Source organism: Mycolicibacterium hodleri (assembly GCF_025822245.1).
Taxonomy (GTDB): domain Bacteria; phylum Actinomycetota; class Actinomycetes; order Mycobacteriales; family Mycobacteriaceae; genus Mycobacterium; species Mycobacterium hodleri.
The window spans coordinates 1-18891 of sequence record NZ_JACKTL010000062.1 but is presented as its reverse complement, the minus strand read 5'-3'; the positions used below and the strand labels follow the sequence as shown (position 1 = coordinate 18891).

Below are 18891 nucleotides of genomic sequence, written 5' to 3'. Positions count from 1 at the left end.
AGTCCCCTACACCAGGATCGCCAACGGGTTCTCGATGCGTCTGACGAACGCCGCCATCCATTGGGCGGCGACCGCGCCGTCGATCACCCGATGGTCGGCCGACAGCGTCACCGTCATGACGGTGGCGGTGGCCAATTCGCCGTCCACGACGACCGGACGGGGCGCCGCGCCCCCGACGGCAAGGATGCCGGACTGTGGCGGGTTGAGGATCGCCGAGAACTCGCTCACCCCGTACATCCCGAGATTCGACACCGAGAAGCTGCCGCCCTCGAGCTCGGCCTGCTTGAGCCGACCCTCTCGGGCCCGCTGCGCGAGGTCGGCGACGGTGCTCGCCACGACGGACAGCGACATCCGGTCCACGCCCCGCAACACCGGGGTGAGCAGACCCCCGTCGACGGCCACGGCGACCGCGAGGTCGACCTTCTCGAAGCGCCGTATCGACGTGTCGTTCCAGATCGAGTTGGCCTCGGGTACCTCGACGAGAGCACCGGCAGCAGCCTTCAACACGAAGTCGTTGAGCGAAACCTTGACCGCCGCAGCCTCGTTGACCGAGCGGCGCAGCTCCATCAGCGCATCCACCCGACAGTCCGCCTTGACGTAGAAGTGCGGCACGGTGGTCTTGCTCTCGGTGAGGCGCCGGGCGATCGCCTTGCGCATGCCGGTGAGCGGCTCGTCGGTGAAACCGTCGGCCACGACGGGCGTCGACGGTGGCGCCGGCTCGGCTGCTGGCGCGTCGACGGCCGCCGGCTGTGCTACGGCCAACCTGTCGAGGTCGCGGCGCACGATCCGTCCGCCGGGCCCGGTCCCCGTCACCGTGGTGAGGTCGATGTTCTTCTCGCCGGCCAGCTTTCGCACCAGGGGTGTGGCGAAGAGGCGTGTGCGGTTGGTGTCGGGTGACACCCTTGGCGGCGCCTCGCGCTCGGGTTCGGCGGTCTGCTGGTTGGCCGCTGCGCGCACGGGTGCCGATTCGCGCTGCGACGCGGCCTCCAGCACGGGGGCTGCCGAGTCGGGGTCGGCGACGGCGTCGGCCTCCAGGTCGGGGTCGGCATCGGGGGTGGCGGGCGCCGGGTCGGCCGGGGGTTCGGCGTCGAGGTCGGCGTCGCTCTCTCCGGGGGCCAACACGATCGCGATCGGGTCGCCGACGGCGATGGTTGCGCCCGGTTCGGCGATCAACCGTGCCAGCACGCCGGCGACCTCGGCGGCCAGTTCGACCACGGCCTTCTCGGTTTCGACTTCAGCCAGCGCGTCCCCGACCTTGATCTCCTGACCCTCCGTGACGAGCCAGGACTGGATCACGGCCTCGGTGGCGTTGGCGAGCACCTCGGGCATCCGTACGACAGTGGGCATCAGCGATTACTTCCCGTCGTTTCGCTCGTCACGGGCTGTCCCATGCCGACTCTGATCTTTTCCAGGCCTGCGACGACTTCCTCGGTGCCTGCAATCGCGGCTCGCTCCAACACCTTCGAGATACTCGGCGAGGCCTCCCCTCCCGAGACTCGCTCGACGGGTTGGTCCAGCCAGTCGAACAACCGCCGCTGAATCTCGTCGGCCAACCACCCGCCATAGGAACTGCCCCGCGCCCCCTGCTCGACGATCAGCACGGCGTTGGTCTTCTTCACGCTCGCGGCGATCGTGTCCCAGTCGATGGATGCACGGTCCAGCCAGCGCAGGTCGACGAGTTCGGCGTCCACCCCGGTCTGCTCGATGGCCTCCACGCACCGGGCGACCATCGACAGATAGCTGATGACCGTGACCTCGGTGCCCCGTCGACGAACTGCCGCGTTTCCGGGCGGGATCACGTAGTCCAGATCTCCCTCTGGTACCTCGTCGGCCTTGGCGTACAGGTCGATGTGTTCGATTACCAGCACCGGATCCTGCAGCGCCAGAGCAGCATTCATCAAACCCACGTAATCGGCGGCGGTGGAGGGTGCCACGATCCGCCAACCGGGACTGCTGGAGAACACGCCCGCCGGGTCCATCAGATGCTGGGAGCCGTAGCCCGACCCCATCGCCACCTTGGTCCGCAGCACGAACGGCACCGGGTTCTCCCCGCCGAACATGTGGCGCGCCTTGCCGATCTGGTTGAACACCTGATCGGCGGCGACCCACATGAAGTCGGGGTACATGAATTCGACGACGGGCCGGAACCTGCCGTCGAGCGCCAACCCACCCCCGACGCCAGTGAAGGCGTTCTCGCTGATCGGGGTTCCGATCACCCGCTCGTCGCCATACTTGGCGAGTCCCTTGGTGGCGCCGTTGGTGCCGCCGCCGAGTCGGTGCACGTCCTCGCCGAACACCACGATGCGCTCGTCGGTCTCCATTCGGCGGTCCATGACACCGGCGACCGCGTCGACGAACTTCGTCTTGCGCCAGGGGCCTTCGTAGTCGAGGGGATCCATTGCGGTCAGCTCGTCGAGCTCGCTCGCGTCGCCGCGGACGCCGACGTTGACGAACCCGGGATCGGGCCACAGGTCCTCGCGGATCCGGCGCTTGCCGTCCTTGTCGGGGTCACGCTCGGTGAGCTCGGCGGCCACTGCGGTCATGGCCTCCTGCGCCTGGGTGCGCACCGACGCGACACCCGCCTCGTCGACGAGGCCGAGCGCGATCATCTCGCGCGCCACCCGCTCCAGCGGATCACGTTGCTTCCACTCTGCTTCCTCCTCCTTCTGGCGGTAGCCGAAGGCGCTTCCCGGATAGGGGCCGTTCTGGTGGAAGAATCTGTACACCTCGGCTTCGACGACGGCCGGGCCCTCCCCGCTGCGCATCCGCTCGGCGGCCTGCTGCGTCGCGAGATGCACGGCGAGCGGATCCATTCCGTCGACGCGCCACCCGGGGATGCCGAAGCCCTGGCCACGCACCGAGAGACGGGTGTCGGCGGTGATCTCGTCGACGTGCGTGGACACGGCGTAGAGGTTGTTCTCGATGAAGAAGCAGAACGGCAGCTTCCACACCGCCGCGAGGTTCATGGTCTCGAGCACCGAGCCGATCTGGCTGGAGCCGTCGCCGAAGTAGCTGATGGTGAGATCGGTCGTGCCGCTGTGCTTCTGTGCCCAGGCATTGCCCGCGCCCATCGGCACGCCGCCGCCGACGATGGCGTTGGTTCCGAGCGCGCCCGCCTCGAACCACTGCAGGTGCATCGAGCCGCCACGGCCCTTGCAGTACCCCTGTTTCAGTCCCAGGATCTCGGCCAGCGTGCGCTGCAACACCCGCTGGATCTTCGGGGTCACCACGTCGGCCGGGTCGAGCGCGCCACCGCTGACGTGTGTGAGCGCCTTGGCCAGGAATTGGTGGTGCCCGCGATGTGAGCCGTTGACCGCGTCGGTGGACCGCAGTCCGACGATGGATCCCACCGCGCCACCCTCCTGTCCGATGCTGGAGTGTGCGGGGCCGTGCACGAGGCCCTCCCCCGCGAGCTCGAGCACCGTCTCCTCGAAGGCACGGATGAGATGCAACTCGACGAGCATCGTCGCGAGAAGCGCCGGGTCGGCGGCCTTCCAGTCGTCTTCCGTGGTCGTCAGCTCGACCCATGAAGCATGTGTCTCAAGGCTGCGTTCGAGTGGCATGGACCCTCATCTCGGTTGGCGGCAGCGCTCGACCAGAGTGAGCGCGACCACACCAACATAACTCTATTGGATCCAATTTGGCTAGAGTTGGCCCACGAATCACCCCTTTGTGCTTATTCTGGGCACTATTGGATCCACTACCACCGAGGAGTGACATGCCTTTGCCCGGCCTGGTCGGCACCGACCACATCGGATTCACCGTGCCGGATCTGGAGGAGGCCCACGATTTCTTCGTCCGCGTCCTCGGCTGCACCCCCGTCTACTCGCTGGGGCCGTTCGAGCACGACGACGACTGGATGCGCGAACACCTCAACGTGCACCCACGCACGGTGATGCGCGAACTGCGCTTCTACCGCTGTGGCACGGGAGCCAACTTCGAGGTGTTTCAGTACGAACCCGCCGACGGGCAGGCCCCGATCCCGCGCAACAGCGACGTCGGCGGCCACCACCTTGCGTTCTACGTCCACGACCTGGACGCCGCCGTGGGCTACCTTCGCGCCGAAGGGATCCGCGTTCTGGGCGAACCGACCCCGAGCCGGAACGCGAGCGAGGGACAGCGCTGGGTGTACTTTCTGAGCCCGTGGGGGATGCAGTTCGAGCTGGTGAGCTTTCCGAACGGCAAGGCCTACGAGAAGGAGGCCGAGGTGCTGCTGTGGAACCCGAACCGGCCGGCGGAGTAATCCGCGTCCGCGACGGGATCACCGGGGCCCGCGTCGCCGACGAACTGCGTTCGGCAATCCTGCACGGCGCCCATCCGCCGGGGACGCGGTTGCGCCAGGAGGAACTCGCGGCGCAGTTCGGCGCCAGTCGCGTTCCCGTGCGCGAGGCGTTGCGCATACTCGAGTCCGAGGGGCTGATCACGACGGTGGCCAACACGGGCGCGTGGATCGCCCGGTTGAGCCTCGACGAGTGCGTCGAGCTGTACCAGGTGCGCGAGCGGATCGAGCCACTGTTGCTGCGCTACAGCATGCCTGCGCTGCGCGAGGATCAGATTGACCGGCTGACCGAACTGGTCGGGGAGATGGAACGCGCCCGCGACGTCGAGGAGTTCCTCGAGCTGGACCGCGCGTTCCACCTTGGAAGCTATGCCGGCGCACGGACCAGCTTTCTCGGGCCGACGGTCGAGCGGCTGTGGAACACCACCCAGCACTACCGACGCGCGTTTACCCGTCTCCTCGACCTCGACGGCAACCGAATCCTGCACGACGAACACCACATGCTGGTGACGGCCATCCGGGAGCAGGACTGCGAGGAGGCTGAGCGCGTGCTGCTGGGCCACATCCGCCGCACCCGCCTCCAGTTGGCGCGCCACTCAGAGGTGTTCGAGTAGGCGGGCACGAGCGCCGCCCCCTCAGTGATCGCGGCCGTGAACGAACCAGACGCCCTCGAACTGTTCCGGTCCCGGGTTGCGCAGCACGTGGGGAATGTTCGAGTCGAAGCCAAGCGACTCACCTTCGCGCAGCAGAAAGACCTCGCCGCCGACGGTGATCTCGACCTCGCCCGCCACCACGAAGCCGTACTCGTAGCCGTCGTGGATCGAGAGGTGGTCACCGTCGCTCGACGTGGCGCCGGGCGCGTAGGTGATCTTCATGAAGTTGACGCCGTGTTCCGGGGTCGCCGCGAGCCGCTCCCACATCACGCCCTCGGCCATTGCCAGGGAGGGGCGGTGCGACGGGTGCACGACCGACACCCGGTTCGCGTATTCGGTTGGTCGCCAGGCGTGTACCGGGTCCATCCGCCCGTTCGTGCCTGCGGTGCCGTTGGCTGTGCCGCGGTTGCGCGCGGCGGCGACCGGGACCGCCGTGGGTTCGTCCTCGAACAGTTCGTCGACCGAGACGTTGAGAAGCTGCGAAATGGCATACAACGTTGCGACGGAGGGCTGGGACTTGCCATTCTCGATCTGCGAGACGAGCGACGGGGACACGTCGGCCTGCCGCGCGAGTTCGCGGAGCGAGACGCCGGCCTGCAGCCTGATGGCCTTGAGCCGTTGACCCAGTTGATCCATCGGTGTCCCCCGTCCTGGCCGGTGTCGTAGTGGCCGTTAGAAGATTAGCAATACTGCACGTTTTGCGCCGTGAACAGGGGATTGACGTGGCCGACATGCCGCTTCGGGTCGACAGCCGGCCTTCTGATTAGGCAAACGTTCATTTACACTGAACATTGGTGTCAACCGGAGTGAACCCGCCCCGTGTCCCGATGGAAGGAATCCGATGACCGTTGAGTCGAACCGAGGCCGCGCCCTGGTCGTGGGGGTGACCGGAATCGTCGGCCAGGCAGTGGCACGCAGCCTGATCGCCGACGGGTGGGAGACCTACGGCTTGTCCCGCAGTGGTACCGCCGTCGACGGCGTCAGCACCGTCAAGGCCGACCTCGGCGATCCGAGCGGACTGTCCCAGGCGCTCGACGGCGTCGCTCCCGAACTCGTCGCGATCACCGCGTGGACCCGCAAGGACACCGAAGCCGAGAACATTGCCGTCAACGGCGGCGCCGTGCGCAACCTGCTGGCCGCACTGGAACCATCCGGCTCGACGCGGCACGTTGCGTTGATGACCGGCCTCAAGCACTATCTCGGCCCGTTCGAGGCTTACGCCACCGGCAAGATGCCCGACACGCCCTTCCACGAGGAGGAGCCGAGGCTCGACGCGCCGAACTTCTACTACGCCCAGGAGGACGAGCTCTTCAGCTCCGCGGCGCGCAACGGGTTCACCTGGAGCGTGCACCGGGCGCACACCGTGTTCGGCTATGCGACCGGCAATGCGATGAACATGGTCGCGACGCTGTGCGCCTACGCCGCCATCTGCCGGAAACGTGGACTGCCGTTCGTCTTTCCCGGCTCGGAGACGCAGTGGAACGGCGTCACCGACGTGACCGACGCCGAACTGTTGGCCGAGCAGATCCTCTGGGCCGCGGGCAACGACGCGGGGCGCGACCAGGCGTTCAACATCGCCAACGGCGACGCGTTCCGGTGGCGGTGGCTGTGGCCGCAGATCGCCGACCACTTCGGTCTGGAGTGGGAGGGCTTCTCGGGCGAACCGCGCACCCTGGAGACGGCGATGGCGGGCACGGAGGCCACCTGGCGCGAGATCGCCGACGAGCACGGCCTGGTGGAGTCGGACCTGTCCCGGGTGGCCTCCTGGTGGCACACCGATGGTGACCTCGGCCGCAACATCGAGGTCCTCACCGACATGAACAAGAGCCGCAAGGCGGGCTTCACGGGTACCCGCGACACCAGGGACAGCTTCTTCGATTACGCCGAGCGGTACCGCGCCGCGCGCGTCACGCCGTGAGCTGAGCGGTCAGCTCGATGTGCGCCTTGATCGTCGACTCGGGGTGCTGGGCCGCGTCGAGCGCCGACACGGCGTCGTCGATGCCGAAGCGCTGCGTGACGATTCCCGTCAGGTCGATGCCGCTGTTCGCCAGGAACCGTAGCGTCTCGGGCCAAACCCCCGGTGAGCCAATGGAACCCGTGATGCGCAGTTCCTTGGACTGGATCAAGCCCAGCTTCGCAGGCGCCTCCCTGCCGACGTCGATGCCGATGTAGGCGACGCGCCCGCGGAAGGTCACCAGTTCGAGCGCGCGCGCCATCACCTCGGGCCGGCCGCTGGCTTCGACCACCAGGTCGGCTCCGCCCCGGCCGGTGAGGGTGGCCAGCAGGTCCTCGACGTCGTCGGGGGCCACCACGTGATGTGCGCCAAGGGCTTTGGCCGACGCGCGTCGGTCCGGCGACGGCTCGGCGACGACGACCACCGCACCCATCGCCACCGCGGCTGCCACCACCGCCAGTCCCACCGGTCCCGCACCGAGGACGACCACGGTGTCGCTGGCGTCGACGCCACCGGCCCGCACCAAGGCGTAGTACGCCACGCTGAACGGCTCGACCAGCGCGCCCATCGTGTGGGACAACTCGTCGGGAAGGCGGTGCAGCCACGCGGGACGGGCGACGAAGAATTCCGCCGCCGCACCGCTGATCGAGAAGCCGAAGTGATCCGCGCCGATCACGCACTCCCCGACCACTCGGTCACCGGGAGTCAAGCCGGTGACCTTGCCGCCCACCGCGACGACCTCGCCCGACCACTCGTGGCCCGGGATCAGCGGATAGGCGAACGGAATGATGTACCGGCCCTCCAGCAGTTCGATGTCGGAGTGGCAGACCCCCACCGAGCGGGCGGCCACCAACACCTCGTCCTCCGCGATCTGCGGAACGCTCAGCTCCGCGACGGTGGCCACTCCCTGCTCTCTGTACTGCAGTGCCTTCACCGGTCCTCCTTCGTCGTCGCGGCCCACGGGTCGAAGAGCACCTTGCCCTCCAACTTTCCGGTGGCCAGTAGTTCCAACTGTTCGGGTAGGTCCTCCAGCGGATGCACCGACTCCAGCACCTCGCTGGCGAGATCGGTCGCCGACAGGATCTCCAGCGCCGCTCCGAGGTCCTCCCCGCACACGTGCGCCAGCGTGGTGACGACGGAGATCTCCCGCATCACCAGCGTGTGCACGTCCACCTCCTGCTGCCGAGACGGAAGGCCGACCTGCAGGATGGTCCCGCCGGTGCGCACCATCCCGATCGCGTTGTTCAATTGGCCTGGCGCGCCGCTCGCTTCGATGACCACCTCGACCCCACGCAGATCCGACACGGCGTCCGTCCCAGCCGCCACCGTCCGGGCCGCGCCGAGCCGCTCCGCCCGCTCCAGCCGCGTCCCAGGGAAGTCGACGACGGTGACGTCGACGTCTGCCAGTGACTTCAGCCCGGCCAACACGAACGACCCGATCGCGCCGGCGCCGATCAGCACCACGCGATCCCCGTCGACCGCACCCGCGCGTCTGGCCGCGTGCAGGCCGACCGCCATCGGCTGCGCGAGACCTGCACCGTCGAGCGACATCTCGGCGGGCACCCGGCTCAGCACCCGCTCGGGCACCGATACGAACTCGGCCATGCCGCCGGCGGTGTTGAGTCCCAACGTGTAGTAGATCTCGCACAGGTTGGTGCGGCCCTCCCGACACCGACCGCACTCGCCGCACGACACGCCCGCTCCCGACGCGACGACGTCGCCGAGGGCGAAGTGTCCGCCGTCGGCCGCCTCGACCACCTCGCCGACGAACTCGTGACCGAGGACCATCGGCCCGCTGTGCGCAGTGACCGGGTGAACGCGGTTGACGGGGAACGTCTTCGGCCCGCTGGACCACTCCGTGGCATCCGTCCCGCACACGCCGCTGCGGAGTACCCGCAGCATTGCCTCACCGGGCCTGCGGACGGGCTCCGGCACGTTCTCGACACGCACGTCGTGCGCGCCGTAGTACACCGACGCGCGCATCAGCCCTCCTCACCGCGCCCCGCGGCGGTGTTGAGGTGGGACTGCGAATTGCGCACCACCGGCAACTGCCCACCGACGGAGTAGTACCGCTGACCGGTGACCAGAAGTTCCTCGGCGGGGAACTTCGTGACCACCTCGCAGCCCGTCGCCGTCACCACGACCTCCTCCTCGATGCGGGCGGCGCCGATGCCGTCGGCGGACGGCCAGTACGTCTCCAGGGCGAAGAACATCCCCTCGACGAGCGTCTCGGGATGGTCCAGGGACACCAGTCGCGAGAAGATCGGCTTCTCCCAGATCGACAGGCCGACGCCGTGGCCGTACTGCAGCGCGAAAGCCGCTTCCTCGTCGGGAAATCCGAATTCCTGGGCGGTGGGCCACACCGACACGATGTCGGCGGTCGTCGCGCCGGGACGCACCAGCGCGATGGCGCGGTCCATGTACTCCCGCGCCCTGGTGTAGGCGTCGTGCTGCGCACTGCTGGCCGAGCCCACCGCGAAGGTCCGGTAGTAGCACGTCCGATAGCCGTTGTAGCTGTGCAGGATGTCGAAGAATGCGGGGTCGCCCGGCCGGATGATCCGATCGGAGTAGACGTGCGGGTGCGGTGAGCAACGCTCCCCCGAGATGGCGTTGACGCCCTCCACGTACTCCGAGCCGAGGTCGTAGAGGGTCTTGGCGACCAGGCCGACCGTCTCGTTCTCCCGGACGCCCGGCCGCAGGAACTCGTAGAGCTTGTCGTATGCCGCGTCGACCATCGACGCGGCCTGGGTCAGCAGGGAGATCTCGTCGGGCGTCTTGATCGAGCGCGCAGCAAGGAAGACCTGCTGGCCGTCGACGACGTCGATGCCCGCCTTCTGCAGCGCGAAGAGGATGGGCAGCTCGATCACGTCGACGCCGAGTGGCTCGCCGATGAGCTCGAAGCGCTCCAGCTCGCGCTTGATCTTGCGGGCCACCTCGTCGGCGATGCCGGCATCCGGGTTGAACGCCCCGCGCAGGGTCGAGATACCGGCTCGCGCACCGGATTCGATGCGGGGCCGGACCGCGCCGTGATGAGGCGCGTGGGGGTCGGCGTCCATCTCGGCCGTCGTGGTCGACAACCACGGGTTGTACAGCTGGTGGTGTCGCGCCGCAGAACCGAAGTCCCACACGATCGGATCCGAATTGCGGGTCAGCAGCGAGAACCGGATCATCTTGTCCATCGCCCACGTACCGATGTGGGTGGCGGACATGTACCGGATGTTGGAGAAGTCGAAGGCCAGCACCGCGCCCAGGTCAGACTTCTCGAGTTCGGCCTTCAACCGCCCGAGACGCTCCTCGCGCAGGCGGTCGAAGTTGATCCGACTCTCCCAGTCAACCGCATTGGTGCCGAATGTTGCCGTGCCAGTGTCCATGTCAAGTCCCTTCGGTTGCGCGTTTCCTAGACGCGGGTGCCACGGCGCGACCGCGCCACGGTGTAGAGCACTGCAGCGATGAGAATGAGTGCGCCCTGGAAGAAGTACTGTGCTGCCGAGCCGAGATTGAGCACCGCGGTGGCGTTGAGCAGCTGCTGCAGTGCCACTGCACCCACCAGCGTGCCGATGAAGGTGCCGCGGCCGCCGAGCAAGCTGGTGCCACCGAGCACGACCGCCGTGACGCTGGTCAGCGTGAAGGCGGACCCCTGGGCGGGGTCGCCAATGCCGTACTGGCCCATGAACATCAGCGCACCGAGGAAGACGAACAGCGATGAACCCACGTAGGCGAGGATGACGGTCCTGTTGACGCCGATGCCGATGCGGCGCGCGGACGGTTCGTCGGAGCCCACCGCCCGCAGGTTCCAGCCGAGCCTGCGGCGGCGCAGCGCGTACTCCATCCCGACGGCGATGACGACGAACACCACGAAGGCCACCGGCAGCGGGCCAACCCGGTAGTTGACCGCGTTCTGGAATGCGGTGCTGACGTAACCGTCCTGAGTGGGCCGCAGCAGGAACGCCACACCGCCGAGTGCGATGTACAGCGTCAGGGTGGCGGCGATCGGGGTGAATTTGCCGAAGCGAATGAGTGATCCGTTGATGGCGCCCACCATGGCGGCGACGATGAGCATCACTGCCAGTCCGAGGACGACGGTCGCCGCGGACGCACCGTCGACGACGAAGAACGACGAGATCACCACCAGTAGTCCGGCGAGCGGGCCCACCGACAGGTCGATCCCGCCGATGAGCAAGGCAATGGTCTGCCCCATCGCGATGAGCCCGATCGCCGTGGCCGCCGTCAGGATCGTCGAGATGTTGAAACTCGACAGGTAGCGCTCACTTCCCGGCGCGATGCAGGCGCCAAGCACCACCATCAGCACCAGGAGCAGCATTGCCGGGGAGTAGTCCCCCGCGAGTAGTCGACGGAACCCCGAACCGCCCGCTTCGCGCTGCGCCGCGGCCACCGAGACCGTCTCGGCCGTGGACGTCACGGCGGCGGAGACGATGCGCTCCTCGGTGACGTCGGTCCCGACGAGGGTCTCCACGACGTGACCGCGCGACATGACCAGCACCTGGTCGCAGAGACCTTCTAGCTCCTTGGCGTCCGAAGACGCCACGATCACCGGCACCCCCCGTGCCGAGGCGCCCCGGAGGATGCCGTAGATCTCGGTACGTGCTCCGACGTCGACGCCCTGGGTGGGTTCGTCGGCCACCAGCAGCACCGGTTCCGAGAGCAGGGCGCGCGAGATGACCACCTTCTGCTGGTTGCCACCGGACAGGGCTGAGACGGCGGCCTCCATCGACGGCGCCTTGACTGAGAGCGATTCCAAAGAGGCACGGACGGAGTCGGTTTCGCGACGGCGACTGATGAGAGGTCCGCTGGTGAACGACTTCAGCGCCGTCAAGGCGGCGTTCTCCCGCACCGACAGGCTCATCGCCAGGCCTTCGGCCTGCCGGTCGGCGGGTACGAAGGCACTGCGATGCAGCAGATTTCGTGCATCGTGCACCCCGTCACCGACAGTGACGGTTCCGGTGAAGGTCTCCAGCCCCGCCAGCGCCCTGAGCAGTTCGCTTTGGCCGTTGCCGACCACTCCGGCGATGCCGATGATCTCACCGGGCGCAGCGGACACCGAGATCGAATCGAAGCCGGGTCCGCAGAGCCCGTCGATGACCAGATTCGGGCGGTCACCGGGCTGGCTGGTGTGTTTGGCGGGGAACGTGGAGTCCAGTTTTCGGCCCACGATGAGCTCCAGCAGCTCGCCGTCGGTGATCGCGGCCACGGTCGACGTGCCGCGCACCCGGCCGTCGCGCAACACCGTCACCCGCGTGGCCAGCTCCCGAACCTCGGCCATCCGGTGGGTGATGTAGACGACGGCGGTGCCCTTGGCGACGACCTCGCGGATCCGGCGGAAGAGCATGTCGCTCGCGTCCGCGGCCAGAGGCGCGGTGGGTTCGTCGAGGACGAGGATCTTCGGCGTGACGGCGAATCCCTTCGCGATCTCCAGCAGGTGCTTCTCCGCGAGAGTGAGGGACTCGACGCGGTCACCGAGGTGGACCTTCAGTCCCACCCCGTCGAGGATCTTGCGCGCCACCTCGTTGGTCGGGCCGTCGGCGAAGACCTCGTCGGGCAGCGCGACCTGGAGGTTCTCCAGCACCGTCAGATCCGGCAGCACCGCGGGGTGCTGGTGGACGATCGAGATACCCAGCTGCGCAGCTGTTTTGGGATCCAGGCCCGTCACGACCTCCCCGCGTACCGTGATGATGCCCGCGTCGGGGGTGACGGCGCCGGTGGCGACGCCCATCAGCGTCGACTTGCCGGCGCCGTTCTCACCCAGGACGGCGTGTACCTCCCCCGGCAACACCACGAGCGACACGTCGGTCAGCGCGGCAACGCCGGCGTAGTGCTTGGAGACGCCCGCCAGCTCCAACGCTGCGTCCCCCGTCCTCTCGACGGTCATGACGTCGACGTTCGGTTGAGTCACTGCATCGTCCTTCGTCTCGTCGGCTCAGCCATCGAGCTTCGCCTGCTGGTCACCGGGCATCGTGGCGGACAGGTAGGTGTCCGGGGGCAGGTCGTGTCGACACTGCACGGGCTTGGCCGGGTCGGTCGAATCCTCGAAGACGGGTCCCTTGAACGCCTTCTCGGTCGGGGGCTGGCCGCCCGTCGCCAGCGCCACTGCGTGCTGAATGGCCAACCGCACGTTGTCGTTTCCCGTCGTGACGGTGATCATGTCGAACGGGTTGGTCTTCTGGTTGTCCGCCCAGAAGCAACTCAGTGAGTTGCCGTCCGACGTCGCCAGTGCCGGGATGGGCCGTCCACTCTTGGCGAACAGCGGGAGCGCGCTGACGAGCGTGGGCCCGAAGTCGGACACGATCACGTCGATCTTGGGGTACTTCGCGATGTCAGCGGTGAGCAGTTGCTGCGTCAGCGTCGGCTCCCAGTTGGTCGGCTGGAACGGCGTCTGACCGATGAACGTGTAGTCCGAGCCCAGATCGCCGCTCAGCGCTTCGTATTCGGTGGTGCTCTGGCTTGATCCGGCCGGGCCGCCGAGGAACAGGATGTTTCCGCCCTTGGGCACGTTCTTCTTGATCCACGCCGCCCAGTTGTGGGCGTCGTTGGCGAAGTCGTCGCCGATCCACTCGTCGTAGTTGACGCCGGCCTTGCCGCCGGGGTCGACGCGGTAGGGAACGGTGACGACCCCTTCCTGGTACGCGGCGGTCAGGGCGGGCAGCACCGCCTTGCCCGCGTCGGGGAAGACCACCATCGCGTCGACCCCCGCGGCCACCATGCCCTTGATGTCCGAGATGGCCTTGAGGGTGTTGCCCTGGCCGTCCGCGTAGCGGAAGCCCTTCACGCTGGGGCACTTTGCGGTCTCCTCCTGGCCCGTCGCCGTCGCCACCAGCCGCCAGCTGTTGCCGCCGTTGCCGTCGAGCAGGCCGAAGTCGATCGGCTTGGGCCCGCACCACGACGGGACATCCTGTGTGGAAGCCGAATTGCTGGCCGCGGGTGCCGCCTTCTCTCCAGCGGGCGTGCAGCCACCCACGAGGGCGACCACTGCGGCGATCGATCCGAACAGGACCGTGGACCGTACAGTCATGAGCATCGTCTTCCTGGTGGTCTGGTTGTCGGCAACGATCAGGCAGGTGCCGCGGCGGGTTTGGCCCGCGTGGTGAACGGGCTGAGGATCGCCCTCCAGTTGAGCGTGTAGAGCGAGATGCCGATCGCCAGCGCGGCAGCCTGCACCAACGGCGAGATGGCCGAGGACACGCCGAGCACGCTGACGAATTGGATGAGCTGCTGGAGGAAGACGGCCGCAATGACCGTCGGCAGCGCGAAGCCGCGGCCACCGAGGAGCGACGTGCCGCCGAGAACTACCGCCGCGATGGAGGGGAGCAGGTAACTGTCGCCCGCGTAGGCCGACGGCATCGCGGTGATGCCCGCGATGAGAATGCCTGCGAGGCAATACAACAGCTGCGCCCACACGTAGGCCAACGACTGGTGGAGACGGATCCGGAGGCCGGCCGCGCGCGCCATCCGCCAGTTCGCGCCGATTGCCTCGAACCGGCGTCCGGCGACGGTGCGCTTGACGAGCACGGCCACGACGATCAAGGCGACGACGGCGAAGAACACCGAGTTCGGGATGCCCACCGTCGACCCGCCCGCGATGCCCGCCAGCAGATCGGTCGTGGTGCGCGGCCGCCCGCTGGAGATGGCGAGGTTGACACCGTAGAGCACGGCGTTGGTTCCCAGCGTCGCGATGATCGGGTTGAGCCCGAGGGTGGCGATCAGCACGCCGCTCAGCAACCCTGCGACCACGGCGAAGACCAGGGCCAGCCCGATGGCGGGAACCAGCAGCGACCCGTCCCCGTTGGGGATGTGCGTGACCATCACGACGGCCAGGGAGATTCCGCCGGCCACCGAGAGGTCGATGCCACCCTGCTGGACGACGAGCATCTGTCCGAGGCCTGCGATCGCCAGCACCGCCGCAACCGGGAGCATGCCCGACAGCGACGTGAACGACACGCTCGCGGGCGCGACGACCGCACACACCAAGAACAACAGAACGGTCGACGCACCGACCGTTGCCAACCCCTTCGACAACGAGAGTCGGGCGGCGGGCGCTTTGTTCGGCTTCTCGTCGACGCGGTCGGACTGCGGGTGTGCTGCTGGCATGGTCGCTCCGCCTCCACTGTGACGACATTTCACATCGTGCCCCTGTTGTGAACGAGGTCACTCCAGGGTGTTCAGTCGTACTGTACGTAGTTGCATGAAAACGCACAAGGGTGTGGCCACTCGGCGGCAAGCCACGCGGCCGCGGCGGGCAACGATCAGGTATGTCGGGCAGCAGCCTGGATCCACTCGATGCGCGGTACTTTGAACGGATGGACGACCGACATCTCAACGCGCTCGACATCTGCTCCGATGCGAACGGCACGGCCGTTGTTCCTGCGTTCTATCCTCCACGTGCGCAATGGCTTTGCGACTCTCAAGCGAAATCGCGGAGTCTCCTGGACTAGTCAAGCAGGGCTATCTGGCGTCATCCTTGGCCGTATGGCCGGGCTGAGGAATTCAGACCATCACCCGTATGGGTTACCCCTCAAGATCGGACAGCAGTCCCGACATCACCGACATCGTCGGAAAGGCGTAGTCACCGGATCGACGGCCCGAAACTGCTGTCGCCGTCCATCGTCGGTGTACGACGCCGCTCTCGTCGGACTCGGCTCGGCGCGAAGCGGTCCTGCCATCTTTTTCGCGCCGGCCCCGTGGCAGACGCGGAGGTGGTGTCAGGGCGCGGTCAGCCCGAGTTCGCGAAGCTGATCCGCATGCTCGGCGAACCAGGCATCCTCCTCCCCCGGCGCGGGCATGAGCAGGCCCGCCTCCATCGACACGCGGGGGTCGACTTCCTGGATCGACATCAGCAGCTCTCCGCCGGACTGTCCGGTCTGCGCGGTCCACATCTCGGCAAGGTCGCGCAGGATCGCTTGCCGCACGGCGAGCTCGCGGCCCGCGCGGATGTTGCCGACGATGATCGTGGTTCGTGACGGCTCCCCTGCGGTGAAGAGATGGCCCGCGGCGGGGTCTTGGAACAGCACGTTGACGAAGACCGCCGGTGCCCCGGTGTTCGTCGTGTGGATCCTCGTGATCTCGCCGGCGATCCGGCGACGAAGGTCGTCGGTGAGCAGGTCCCGCTGTGCGATCACCTGATAGAGCGGCATGTCGTTCTCGCTTCGTGAGTAGTGGCGTGACCCCGACGATGCGAGGCGCTGCTCGGTCGCAGCAGGATCGCTGAGTTCTGATCCCGAACTCAAGTTACTGAGTTCGTTAAACGAACGCAAGTGGTACCGTGACCCATGTGACGCGGGACGACCTTCAGGACGAGCAGTGCTCGATCGCGCGTCCGGTCGCGCTGCTCGGAGACCGATGGACGCTCATCCTGTTGCGCCAAGCCTTTACGGGCGTCCGGCGATTCGACCAATTCCAGACCACGATGGGCCTGTCACGCGCCGTGCTCGCCCAGCGACTGGCGCAACTGGTGGACGCCGGCATCTTCGAACGCACGGCGTACAAGGACGAACGCCGCACTCGCCACGAATATCGGCTGACCGACAAGGGCATGGACCTCTACCCGATTTTGATGGCGCTGCGTACCTGGGGCGACAAGTACATGGCGCCCGACGGCCCGTTCCTGCTGTATCGGCACCGCGACTGCGGTGGACATGCCGAAGTGCTGCACACGTGCGATCGGTGCGGCTCCGAGTTGACCGCGCGTGACGTCACCGTCGAGGTGGGACCAGGGTTCGCCGCGTCCAGCTGAGACACGGCTCGCCTCCTGCATGGGCATCCGAATCAGCCTCCACCGCAGTCGAATCCAGCGGCTGCCGCGGCGTGCTTACTTGCTGCGGACACTCATGTCGGTTTTCCGCCAGTGTTGTCGGTGGCTGCGTGTAAGTGTCTAGGCATGTACGACGACTTCGACCGCTGCTACCGGGCCGTTCAGTCCAAGGACGCCCGGTTCGACGGCTGGTTCGTCACGGCGGTGCTCACGACCGGCATCTATTGCCGGCCCAGTTGCCCCGTGCGCCCTCCACTGGCGCGCAACGTGCGATTCCACCCGACCGCGGCGGCCGCGCAACGGGCGGGCTTCCGCGCCTGTAAGCGCTGCCGGCCGGACGCCTCTCCCGGGTCACCGGAGTGGAACGTCCGCGGCGACGTGGTGGCACGGGCCATGCGGCTGATCGCCGACGGCACCGTCGACCGCGACGGCGTCACGGGGCTGGCGGACCGGCTTGGCTACACCACCCGCCAGGTCGAACGGCTGATGCAGGCCGAGGTGGGCGCCAATCCCCTCGCGCTGGCGCGAGCGCAGCGCACCCAGACCGCACGGATCCTGATCGAGACCACCGACCTGCCGTTTGGCGACGTCGCCTTCGCGGCCGGCTTCTCCAGCATCCGCCAGTTCAACGAGACGGTGATGTCCGTGACGGCCCTGACCCCGACGGCCTTGCGTCAGCGGGCCCGGACGACCTTCGGCCCGGGTCGGTCCACGGGGTCCGGAGTGATCACTCTGCGACTGCCGGTACGCGTGCCCTTCGCCTACGAGGGGCTGTTCGGACACCTCGCGGCGAGCGGCGCGCATGGCGTCGAGGAGGTCCGCGACGGCGCCTACCGCCGCACGCTGCGCCTGGCCGCGGGCAACGGTGTCGTCAGCCTGACCCCTCATCCCGACCACGTGCAGTGCGAGCTCGTCCTGGACGACTTCCGCGATCTGTCGAGTGCCATCGCCAGGTGCCGCCGGCTGCTCGACCTCGACGCCGATCCGGAGGCCGTGGTGGACGCGCTCAGCGCGGACGCGAAGTTGAGCGCCCTGATCGCCAAGGCACCGGGCCAACGCATCCCCAGGACGGTCGACGAATCGGAGCTGGCGCTGCGGGTCGTCATCGGCCAACAGATCTCGGTCAAGGCCACGCGCACCCACGCGGGCCGTCTGGCGCAGGCCTACGGGACCCCGGTCGACGACCCGAAGGGCGGTCTGACTCGTGTGTTTCCCAGTGTCGAGCAGCTCGCCTGCGTCGACCCGGCCCATCTCGCGTTCCCGAAGACCCGGCAGCGGACGTTCACGACGCTGGTCCGCGCGCTCGCGGACGGGGACGTGGTCCTGGATCCGGGGTGTGACTGGGACCGCGCCCGCCAACAGTTGCTCGCCCTGCCCGGCATCGGCCCATGGACCGCGGAGGTGATTGCGATGCGAGGCCTTGGCGACCCCGACGCGTTCCCGGTGACCGACCTCGGCGTCCTCGCCGCAGCCAAGATGCTGGGACTGCCGGCTGATCCGAAGGTGCTCCTGGAACGCAGCGGCCGGTGGCGACCGTGGAGAGCCTATGCGACTCAACATCTTTGGACGGCGCTAGAGCACGACGTCAACTACTGGCCACCGAAACCGTCGGGGAAGGACAAATGATGGAGACCGTGCACTTTCGCACCATGGAGAGCCCCGTGGGGCCGCTGACGTTGGCGGGCAGTGGTGGGCGACTGCGGCATCTGCGGATGGTCGACCAGACCTACGAACCCAGCCGCGACGGCTGGGAAGCCGACGACACGCAGTTCGACGACGCCGTCGCGCAGTTACAGGCGTACTTCGCCGGCGATCTCCTCGACTTCGACGTGGAGCTCGACCTCGTCGGTACGGAGTTTCAACGCCGGGTGTGGGCGGCCCTGCTCAGGATTCCGTATGGGGAAACGCGGTCCTACGGTCAGATCGCGTTCGACATTGGTTCGCCTGGTGCGTCGCGTGCGGTCGGGTTGGCGAATGGCCACAATCCGATCGGCATCATCGTGCCATGCCATCGCGTGATCGGTGCGAATGGAAGCTTGACGGGATACGGCGGCGGACTGCCGAAGAAGAAGCAATTACTGGAAATGGAACGTAATCGCTTGTTTCCAGTCGCCACGCTATTCGACTGACAATTCGGCGAATTGTTGGTGGAAATGCCTAAGGCCCCCAACGTGGTTGGGGGCCTTAGGTGAAAGGGTGTTCGGCGGTGTCCTACTTTTCCACCCGAAGGGGCAGTATCATT

The 18891-nt window shown here is 67.4% G+C and carries 16 protein-coding genes; 6 read left to right on the top strand and 10 right to left on the bottom strand.

What is annotated here, in order from left to right; translation table 11 throughout:
• Nucleotides 1–6 precede the first annotated feature (6 nt).
• Both H7J06_RS25710 and H7J06_RS25705 read right to left on the bottom strand, forming a co-directional pair.
• Nucleotides 7–1347 (bottom strand): dihydrolipoamide acetyltransferase family protein, encoded by a 1341-nt coding sequence (locus H7J06_RS25710; protein ID WP_264042244.1) that lies wholly within the window; start codon nucleotides 1345–1347, stop codon nucleotides 7–9.
• On the bottom strand, nucleotides 1347–3563 hold the full coding sequence (locus tag H7J06_RS25705; protein ID WP_264042243.1) for an alpha-ketoacid dehydrogenase subunit alpha/beta: 2217 nt from the start codon (nucleotides 3561–3563) through the stop codon (nucleotides 1347–1349). Before H7J06_RS25705 ends, H7J06_RS25710 begins: the two co-directional genes overlap by 1 nt.
• A 155-nt stretch (nucleotides 3564–3718) precedes the next feature.
• On the opposite strand from H7J06_RS25705, the gene H7J06_RS25700 reads away from it, so the two are divergent.
• Nucleotides 3719–4243 (top strand): VOC family protein, encoded by a 525-nt coding sequence (locus H7J06_RS25700; protein WP_264042242.1) that lies wholly within the window; start codon nucleotides 3719–3721, stop codon nucleotides 4241–4243.
• On the top strand, nucleotides 4216–4893 hold the full coding sequence (locus H7J06_RS32475) for a GntR family transcriptional regulator (RefSeq protein ID WP_264042241.1): 678 nt from the start codon (nucleotides 4216–4218) through the stop codon (nucleotides 4891–4893). Before H7J06_RS25700 ends, H7J06_RS32475 begins: the two co-directional genes overlap by 28 nt.
• Nucleotides 4894–4914: 21 nt before the next feature.
• Here H7J06_RS32475 and H7J06_RS25690 read toward each other — a convergent pair whose 3' ends face one another.
• The gene (locus tag H7J06_RS25690; RefSeq protein WP_264042239.1) at nucleotides 4915–5568 is read right to left on the bottom strand and encodes a helix-turn-helix domain-containing protein; all 654 of its coding nucleotides are present in this window, start codon (nucleotides 5566–5568) and stop codon (nucleotides 4915–4917) included.
• 205 nt (nucleotides 5569–5773) lie between these two features.
• Here H7J06_RS25690 and H7J06_RS25685 point away from each other — a divergent pair, with 205 nt between their 5' ends.
• A complete protein-coding gene (locus H7J06_RS25685) occupies nucleotides 5774–6850 on the top strand; it encodes an SDR family oxidoreductase (RefSeq protein ID WP_264042238.1) in 1077 nt (358 codons plus the stop codon).
• Here H7J06_RS25685 and H7J06_RS25680 read toward each other — a convergent pair.
• From H7J06_RS25680 to H7J06_RS25650, 7 genes are all read right to left on the bottom strand, one after another.
• Nucleotides 6840–7820: a zinc-dependent alcohol dehydrogenase gene (locus H7J06_RS25680; RefSeq protein WP_264042237.1), complete on the bottom strand. Its 981-nt coding sequence runs from the start codon at nucleotides 7818–7820 to the stop codon at nucleotides 6840–6842. The two genes, H7J06_RS25685 and H7J06_RS25680, sit on opposite strands and share 11 nt — an antisense overlap.
• Nucleotides 7817–8869, bottom strand: coding sequence for a zinc-dependent alcohol dehydrogenase (locus tag H7J06_RS25675; protein WP_264042236.1), 1053 nt, complete (start codon nucleotides 8867–8869; stop codon nucleotides 7817–7819). The genes H7J06_RS25680 and H7J06_RS25675 overlap by 4 nt, the downstream gene beginning before the upstream one ends.
• A complete protein-coding gene (locus H7J06_RS25670) occupies nucleotides 8869–10257 on the bottom strand; it encodes a M24 family metallopeptidase (RefSeq protein WP_264042235.1) in 1389 nt (462 codons plus the stop codon). The genes H7J06_RS25675 and H7J06_RS25670 overlap by 1 nt, the downstream gene beginning before the upstream one ends.
• Nucleotides 10258–10283: 26 nt before the next feature.
• On the bottom strand, nucleotides 10284–12797 hold the full coding sequence (locus tag H7J06_RS25665; protein WP_264042234.1) for an ATP-binding cassette domain-containing protein: 2514 nt from the start codon (nucleotides 12795–12797) through the stop codon (nucleotides 10284–10286).
• A 24-nt stretch (nucleotides 12798–12821) separates the two neighbouring features.
• A complete protein-coding gene (locus tag H7J06_RS25660; RefSeq protein WP_264042233.1) occupies nucleotides 12822–13913 on the bottom strand; it encodes a substrate-binding domain-containing protein in 1092 nt (363 codons plus the stop codon).
• 38 nt (nucleotides 13914–13951) lie between these two features.
• Nucleotides 13952–14989, bottom strand: coding sequence for an ABC transporter permease (locus tag H7J06_RS25655; RefSeq protein ID WP_264042231.1), 1038 nt, complete (start codon nucleotides 14987–14989; stop codon nucleotides 13952–13954).
• Between the two features lie 611 nt (nucleotides 14990–15600).
• Nucleotides 15601–16032: a tautomerase family protein gene (locus H7J06_RS25650; protein ID WP_264042230.1), complete on the bottom strand. Its 432-nt coding sequence runs from the start codon at nucleotides 16030–16032 to the stop codon at nucleotides 15601–15603.
• A gap of 137 nt (nucleotides 16033–16169) precedes the next feature.
• Here H7J06_RS25650 and H7J06_RS25645 point away from each other — a divergent pair, with 137 nt between their 5' ends.
• The 3 genes from H7J06_RS25645 (at nucleotide 16170) to H7J06_RS25635 (ending at nucleotide 18778) form a co-directional block, all read left to right on the top strand.
• The gene (locus tag H7J06_RS25645) at nucleotides 16170–16631 is read left to right on the top strand and encodes a winged helix-turn-helix transcriptional regulator (RefSeq protein WP_264042229.1); all 462 of its coding nucleotides are present in this window, start codon (nucleotides 16170–16172) and stop codon (nucleotides 16629–16631) included.
• Between the two features lie 144 nt (nucleotides 16632–16775).
• Nucleotides 16776–18275, top strand: coding sequence for a DNA-3-methyladenine glycosylase 2 family protein (locus H7J06_RS25640; protein ID WP_264042228.1), 1500 nt, complete (start codon nucleotides 16776–16778; stop codon nucleotides 18273–18275).
• Nucleotides 18275–18778: a methylated-DNA--[protein]-cysteine S-methyltransferase gene (locus H7J06_RS25635; RefSeq protein WP_264042227.1), complete on the top strand. Its 504-nt coding sequence runs from the start codon at nucleotides 18275–18277 to the stop codon at nucleotides 18776–18778. The genes H7J06_RS25640 and H7J06_RS25635 overlap by 1 nt, the downstream gene beginning before the upstream one ends.
• The last annotated feature ends 113 nt before the right edge of the window (nucleotides 18779–18891 follow it).